The organism is Candidatus Synechococcus spongiarum SH4, from assembly GCF_000586015.1.
Classification (GTDB): Bacteria; Cyanobacteriota; Cyanobacteriia; order PCC-6307; family Cyanobiaceae; genus Synechococcus_B; species Synechococcus_B spongiarum_F.
Map to the genome: position 1 here is coordinate 1 of NZ_JENA01000080.1, position 6,825 is coordinate 6,825.

The following is a 6,825-nucleotide window of genomic DNA, read 5'->3' on the forward strand; positions in this document are numbered from 1 at the left end:
TGGACAACCTGCTCTACACCGCGGACGCGGACTTCAGTTGCTTTGCCGATCTGGCCCTCGCCAGCCCCGCCGACTACCGCAAGCCCGGCTGTGGTTCCCTGCTCCAGTGTGTGCTCACACCGGGCGATCCCTGGATCAAGGCCGGAAACGAGCACATCATTGCCCACACGGACGGCCAGGTGCGCCGCCTGTTCCCCTCCAGTAGCGGGTGTACCCTGCTGTGGGGCAACGTGGTCAAGCTGGCCCAGTCCCTGTACCGGGAAGCTCCCGGCATGGAGCCCTACCGCCCTGAACAACGCACTCCCGTCAGCAACTTCTTCCTTGCGGGCAGCTACACTCGTCAGGACTACATTGATTCCATGGAAGGGGCTACCATGAGCGGGCTGTTGGCTGCAGCAGCTATCCTGAACCGGCCAGCTCGTCTGGCCACCTCCGCAGCAGTGGCTTGAGATGGCTCACTGGCTGGAGCACAGTGTGGTGGTGGACGTGGCGGCGCCTCTGGAGCAGGTGTGGGCTGTGTGGAGCGACCTGACCGCCATGCCCCGCTGGATGCGCTGGATTGAATCGGTGCGGGAACTGGAGGATCCTCTGCTGACGGAATGGACCCTGGCGGCCCGGGGATTCCGGTTCACCTGGAAAGCCCGCACCACCCGCAAGGTGGAACGGCAGCAACTCCACTGGGAATCGGTGGCGGGTTTGCCCACCAAGGGGGCCGTGCGCTTCTACGGCACGGCCCCCAACAGCACCACGGTGAAGCTGAGCATTGGCTATGCCCTGCCGGTGATCCTGGCTCCGCTGATGAAAGCCTCCCTGCTGCGGGGCGTGGTGGACAAGGAGCTACAAGCCAATCTGCAGCGTTTCAAGGAGTTGGTGGAATCGGGCGCTGGCGCTGGTGGTCGGAGCGCCTGAGCAACCACAGGGGGGAACCATGGGAAGGCGTTACTGATTCCCGGAGACGGACCGCCATGGCCCTCAAGACGGTAAGAAGGCGCCTGCTGCTGTTCGGTGGCCTGCTGCCCATGCTGGCCGCCTGCCAGGGGGAGCCCCCCGCCGTGAAGATCACCACCCGGCAGGAGCTCCCGGTGGTGGCGCGATCCCTGCCCAGGCCCGATCAACCGGTTGACCTATCCGGCCTCACCAGGCTCCCCACCCCTGACGCCCTGCGGCAGCGCCACACAGCCAGCCGCCCTGATCCCTTTGCCGCCTTACCGGCTGTGGAGACGGGACCACCGCCAGCAGATCTCCCCACCTGCCCCCTGGGGCTCACGGGCGTGGCGGTGCTCAACGGCCGTCCCCAGGCCTTTGTGGAAGGGGAGATGGGTGCGGGTAGCCTCCAACCGGGAGACGTGGGCGGCGCGTCGACGGATTTACTGGCGGACGGGGTGCAGGTTGTGGCCGTTGACGTGCCCGGACGTCAACTGATCCTGCGCCGGAGCCAGTCCCAGGGGCTGGTGACCTGCGGGTTTGGTTCTTAGGACGGGATCCTGAAATATGCTGACAGAACACAGTCGTTTGGCGTGTCGATTCGAACACCATGGCCCGATGCAAAACCACAAGGCGCCCCAAGGGCGGTTCAGGTAGATCAAGCGTATTGGCGGAGAATCGCCTGGCCCGCCATCAATACGACATCCTGGAGACCCTGGAGACCGGCCTTGAACTGCTGGGCACCGAGGTGAAGTCCATCCGTGCGGGCAAGGCCAATCTGCGGGACGGCTTCTGCCTGGTCCGGGACGGGCAGATCTGGCTCCATAACGTTCACATTTCCCCCCATGAGCAGGCGGGCAGCTATTTCAACCACGAACCCTTGCGGGCGCGGCGGGTGTTGGCGCGGCGGCGGGAGATTAACCGCCTGGGGGGGAGTGGCCCAGAAGGGGCTCACCCTGGTGCCCCTCAACCTTCACCTGAAGGGTTCCTGGATCAAGCTGAGCCTGGCCCTGGGGCGGGGCCGCAAACTCCACGACAAGCGCCGCCACGACCGCACCAGGGAAGACCGTCAGGCCATGCGCGCCGTGCTGGGCCGCCCCTAGCCTCAGGACCCTGTAACCAGGAAAGGGACCGTCCCTGGAGGTGGGGAAGGCTGGAACGTCTCAGCAACAGGCGTTCTCCTTCCCTCCTCTCCCCGTGGCCCTGAACCTGAGGGGTGGCCTTCCACACTGGCTGGCATCCCTCAACTCCTTCTGGTGGGGATGCGGTTGGATGATTGACTGTCATTGACAAGATGCCAGCGAGCCCCTCTGGCCTTGCCCTTCATATGAACGCGCCCACTGGCCTGAAGCCGGTTGAGCATCCTCTGAATTTGTGGTCGCGTCTTGCCAGGCATAACCTGCAGAAGCTCACCGATGGCTGCGCCTTCCGATTCACGGCCTCTGATGTGCTGGAGGACAAACTGCACTTCTGTTTCTTGCTGTGTGCTAACAACGTCATCGGAATTTTCAGTTTCTAACATAAAGTCTTGATTGTTTTGCTCTGAGCCTCTTGACGGCTCTAGCTTGAGATTGAGAGCCTTGCGAATGCGCTCCTTATATTGATAGAGATCAGATGGATGTTTCACGGAGACAACTTCAGGTTGATCTTGGTCAAAAATGGCAATTTTCTTCTTTCTGACAAAATTGAAATGCAGCCTTAAAAATGATTGCCTGGGTTCACCATCTAGAGTAATATTACAATAGTTTTTCGTATCTTTCTCCATAATTCTATCTGAATCAATAAGATTGGCGCAAATTGCTCTAACAATATACAAAGCCTCTATTTCTTCTTGTGTTGTAACAATATCATTGGAGATTTTGGCTTCTGCAGTATCCTGTTCATTCGACTGGTGATCGTGTTCGTTAATTTCTACTGTTTTAATTGCCTTATCTAAGGTTTCATTGATGCGGTCAGCGATGTAAGACTGGATGGCTTCGGCAACGATTCGGCGGAAGCTGTCCAGGATTTGAGCACGAATCCGCCTGGCAGAGTGAACCCGCTGGGCCATTTCCTTGACCAGCCAATCGCTGGGCGCAGTTAATTCTTTACGAATCTCATCCTTCACACCTTTGATGTATTTCAACTCTTCAGCAATGCCCAGCAGCTCGTCCAGGTTAAATTTGGTCTTGGTGACATGCTTTAACTGACTCAGTGGTGCCTTACGGAGATTGAGCAGGTTGATTTCAGCAAAGGGTTTCTCATCCATCTTGTTGACCTCGTCCAGATCAGTAAAAAACTGAAAAACATGGCCGTTGGTGAGAATGCCGATCCGTGCCTTGGTGGCATGAAAATACCGTTGCAACTGGCCACGCTCCGCCTCATCCAGGTTGGTTTTATATGCTTTCACTCCACCAGGATTCTGGGCTGGTTGTTTTCCAGGATGGCGTAGTCAACCCGCTCACCTCGCTTGACGAGGGGCAGATCAGCGGAAAACTCCGGCATCACTTCAGCAGTATTGAAGACGTCGTAGCCCAAAGCATGGAGAAAAGGCGCCACCAAAGCCATCTTCGTGGCCTCCTCATTGGGGGGAGCCTGCCAGTTGGGGGCCTTTGTCTTTTTAGCCAGGGCCTCAAGCTGCTCGGTCCAATCCATTGGGGAGTGTTCATTGGGTCATTGGGGCTGATTCTGCCACAAAGCCCGGTCTGGCAGGCGAGCACAGATGTCCCCCATCCGGATTGGGCCGGCTGAGGCCACGGGTGGGCCGGTGGTCAGCCCGTCTCAGCGCATGTCAACGGCATTGAGGCGCTCCCGGAAGGACCGGGGCCGTTTCCCCTGCCCTTGCTCCTGGCTTGAAGCGTTCCCCGTCTGTGGCGCCGCTGCCTGTGCTTGTGCTGCCGCGGCGCTGGCGGCGGATTCCAGAACGGTGGTCGGAAGTGGTCGCGCCCGGTTGCCGCTCTGGAGTTCGCTACGAAGTTGATGAATCAGGCGCTGGTGGCTGGTGGCGGCAAATTTGCGCATGACGCTGGGGTCCCATCCCATGAGCAGGCAATCCGTTTGTGGTGGTCCTGACCATTGTACGCCTCGTCCGGACCCACGTGTTGCTAGAGTAACAGCACTGAGCAGTGAGCAGGCCAGCGGCAGCGCGCCTGTGCTCAGGCCACCTTGATCCAGCCCCCACCATGACCATCCGTGTTGGCCAACCAGCCCCAGACTTTACGGCCACAGCCGTGTTTGACCAGGAGTTTCAGGAGGTCAAGTTGTCTCAATACCGCGGCAAGTATGTGGTCCTCTTCTTCTACCCTCTGGACTTCACCTTTGTGTGTCCCACGGAAATCACGGCATTCAGCGACCGTTACGAGGAGTTCAGCAGCAAGGATACTGAAGTTCTGGGGGTTTCCGTGGATAGTGAGTATTCACACTTGGCCTGGTTGCAAACAGATCGGGAAGCGGGCGGCCTTGGGGACATTGCCTATCCCCTGATTTCCGATCTGAATAAAACCATTGCCAGGGACTACAATGTTTTAGATGAAGAGGCCGGTGTGGCCGTGCGGGGGCTGTTCATCATCGACCCGGATGGGGTGATCATGCATGCCACCGTCAACAACCTGCCGGTGGGTCGCAACGTGGACGAAACCTTGCGGGTGCTCCAGGCCTTCCAGTACATCCGCAGCCACCCGGATGAAGTGTGCCCCGCCGACTGGACACCCGGTGATCCCACGATGAATCCTGACCCGGTCAAGTCCAAGGAGTATTTCGCCGCCGTCAACTGAGGCCCATCCAGTGCGCCAAGCCCCGGAACAGCGCCTGTCCGTCAGTGCCGCCGGTGGCCTGGTCACAGGCCCTCTCCGGATGGGGCATGAGCCCCAGAACGTTGCCCGCCTTGTTGCTCACACCGGCAATGTGGCCAACGGACCCATTGGGATTGTCCAGGTAGCGGAGGGCAATCTGGTCATGGTCCTCAAGCTGGCGCAGGCCGGGGGGGTCAATGTGGTAGCACCCTTCCCCATGGGCAATGGGCAAGGTGAGGGCGTCCCCCGGGGCAAAGTGGCGCAGCCAGGGGGAGCAACTGCTTTCAACCTGCAACCTCTGATCCCGGCAAACGAAGTGCAGACCCCTGTTGCGGATCAGTCCCCCAGGCAGCAACCCCGCTTCCGTCAACACCTGAAAGCCGTTGCAGATGCCCAGCACCGGCCCCCCCATGGCCGCGAAATCCGCCACGGCTCCCAGCAGCGGCGCGGAACTGGCAATGGCCCCGCAGCGCAGGTAATCCCCATGGCTGAAGCCGCCGGGCAACACCAGGGCATCCAGCTTCCTGGGCAACGCGGCCTCCTGGTGCCAAAGGAAGGTGACGCGCCAGCCCAGGCAGCCCGCCAGGGCCCAGCCCACGTCCCGATCACAATTGGCGCCGGGGAACACCGCCACACCAACATCCATTTCAAACCTCCTGACTGTGGAGTTCCAGGCTCCAGGTTTCCATCACGGGATTGGCCAGAAGCTGGGCGCTGAGGGACTCCAGTTGTTGCCGGGCGGTTGCCGCGTCAGGGGCTTCCAGCCGGATCTCGATGGCCTTGCCGATGCGGATGGATTGGATGGCGCCATGGCCGAGGCGTCGGGCCGCCGCGCAGACGGCTTCCCCGGCGGGATCCAGAACGGAAGGTCTCAGACCCACGCGGACGGTGGCATGGAAATGGGGCATAGGGATTCGTTCGGTTCGGCCTTCCTACAGTTGAACACAACAGCGGCGGGTCCATTGCCCTTGACTTTCATTCCCAAGGGGGCTGGCGGCTGATGATCCTGTCCAGCTTCTTGTGGAGATGGCGATCAGGCAGCCCTGCAACCAGAGTAGCCCCAAGGATCGGTGTAATGAGAATGGATGCCAGACCCCAACTCAAGGGGTTGTGGCCTTTTGCATGGGCAACTTTGCCCACGGCAAATGGACCGATGAGGAAAAAGCCCAGCACCAGGGCCGGGGAAACCCCATAGGCAATCACGTAGGCAACGGTCTCCCTGAGGCTTTCCATGGCGTTGCAAGGCAGATGGGGGGCTTCTGTCCCAGGACAGACCGGATCATGAAGGCGGAGACGCAGGTCCGTCAACGCCGTGCGCAGGGGAGCAGGGTCCACCGCCAAGCCGATGAGCACCAGGGTCAAGCCGCCCCGGTAGTCGGATCTGGCCTGGTACCAGGTTTCCAGGCGAGGTCCCACCGCCTGGATCATCAGCGGCAGGGACTTGCCGGCAATGGCGGCGTAGCCCTTGGCCCGCAGCAGACCCATGGCCGTGAACTGTTGCCGCAGCAGCGCTTCAAGGGTCTGACGATCCCACACGCCATCCAGCTTCACCACGGCGCTGGTGACGGGCGCGTGGTGGTGGTCGCCGTGGTGGTCATCGTGAACATGGGGATGGTCATGGCGGTGGTGGTCATGGCCGGCAGGATGACGCGGACTACTTGTCCAGCCCGGATCCTCCTCTGCGTCCCGATCCAGGCCCAGGAGCAATTCGGGGGGCACAACGCCATGGCGGCTGGGCAGCACCGGCGCCCCCGGACGCATATGGGGATGGATGCGCGCTTCAACAGCGGCCATCTCGGCAGCGGAGAGCTTATCGGCGCGGCTCACCAGCACCAGGTCCGCACTGTGCAACTGATCCGCCAACAGGGTCTCCAGACTGGTGAGGTGCTCCAACTCCGGATCCGCCTGGCGCTGACGCTCCACCGCCGCGGCATCCCCCACCACGCTGCCCGCGGCCAGGGCCTCCCCGTCCACCATGGTCACCACGCTGTCCACCGTGACCGCCGTGCGGATCTCGGGCCAGCGGAAGGCATCCAGCAGGGGCTGGGGAGGGCCAGTCCACTGGTTTCAATGACGATGCCGTCCAGATTCCGGCGCCGCTCCAGCAACTCCAGCATCACCGGCAGGAACT

At 61.0% G+C, this 6,825-nt stretch carries 10 protein-coding genes and 1 pseudogene; 5 read left to right on the forward strand and 6 right to left on the reverse strand.

Translation table 11 applies throughout. From position 1 onward, the window contains the following. From BG35_RS11525 to smpB, 4 genes and pseudogenes are all read left to right on the forward strand, one after another. The coding region (locus BG35_RS11525) for an FAD-dependent oxidoreductase (RefSeq protein WP_173399736.1) at nt 1–449 on the forward strand (449 nt) is incomplete at its 5' end. Nucleotide 450: 1 nt separating this feature from the next. Then, complete coding sequence (locus BG35_RS0105000; protein WP_025781965.1) at nt 451–909, forward strand: SRPBCC family protein; 459 nt, start codon at nt 451–453, stop codon at nt 907–909. A 56-nt stretch (nt 910–965) separates the two neighbouring features. Then, complete coding sequence (locus BG35_RS0105005) at nt 966–1,475, forward strand: hypothetical protein (protein WP_025781966.1); 510 nt, start codon at nt 966–968, stop codon at nt 1,473–1,475. 59 nt (nt 1,476–1,534) lie between these two features. Beyond that, nucleotides 1,535–2,027 (forward strand): annotated as a pseudogene (smpB, locus tag BG35_RS10395) (SsrA-binding protein SmpB). Nucleotides 2,028–2,167: 140 nt separating this feature from the next. On the opposite strand, the gene BG35_RS10400 reads toward smpB, so the two are convergent. The 3 genes from BG35_RS10400 to BG35_RS0105030 form a co-directional block, all read right to left on the reverse strand. Continuing rightward, entirely contained in the window at nt 2,168–3,313 is a 1,146-nt protein-coding gene (locus BG35_RS10400; RefSeq protein WP_025781968.1) for a hypothetical protein, read from the reverse strand. After that, a complete protein-coding gene (locus BG35_RS11530; protein ID WP_025781969.1) occupies nt 3,310–3,558 on the reverse strand; it encodes a hypothetical protein in 249 nt (82 codons plus the stop codon). The genes BG35_RS10400 and BG35_RS11530 overlap by 4 nt, the downstream gene beginning before the upstream one ends. Nucleotides 3,559–3,684: 126 nt before the next feature. Continuing rightward, nucleotides 3,685–3,945: a hypothetical protein gene (locus BG35_RS0105030; RefSeq protein ID WP_025781970.1), complete on the reverse strand. Its 261-nt coding sequence runs from the start codon at nt 3,943–3,945 to the stop codon at nt 3,685–3,687. A 140-nt stretch (nt 3,946–4,085) separates the two neighbouring features. Here BG35_RS0105030 and BG35_RS0105035 point away from each other — a divergent pair, with 140 nt between their 5' ends. Beyond that, entirely contained in the window at nt 4,086–4,676 is a 591-nt protein-coding gene (locus tag BG35_RS0105035; protein WP_025781971.1) for a peroxiredoxin, read from the forward strand. Here BG35_RS0105035 and purQ read toward each other — a convergent pair. The 3 genes from purQ to BG35_RS10405 all read right to left on the reverse strand — a co-directional run bounded on the left by purQ (nt 4,669) and on the right by BG35_RS10405 (nt 6,734). Beyond that, nucleotides 4,669–5,340, reverse strand: coding sequence for a phosphoribosylformylglycinamidine synthase subunit PurQ (gene purQ / locus BG35_RS0105040; RefSeq protein ID WP_025781972.1), 672 nt, complete (start codon nt 5,338–5,340; stop codon nt 4,669–4,671). The genes BG35_RS0105035 and purQ overlap by 8 nt on opposite strands. A gap of 1 nt (nt 5,341) precedes the next feature. Further along, nucleotides 5,342–5,602 (reverse strand): phosphoribosylformylglycinamidine synthase subunit PurS, encoded by a 261-nt coding sequence (gene purS / locus BG35_RS0105045; protein ID WP_025781973.1) that lies wholly within the window; start codon nt 5,600–5,602, stop codon nt 5,342–5,344. Nucleotides 5,603–5,669: 67 nt separating this feature from the next. Then, the gene (locus tag BG35_RS10405; protein WP_308417018.1) at nt 5,670–6,734 is read right to left on the reverse strand and encodes a CobW family GTP-binding protein; all 1,065 of its coding nucleotides are present in this window, start codon (nt 6,732–6,734) and stop codon (nt 5,670–5,672) included. Nucleotides 6,735–6,825 lie beyond the last annotated feature (91 nt).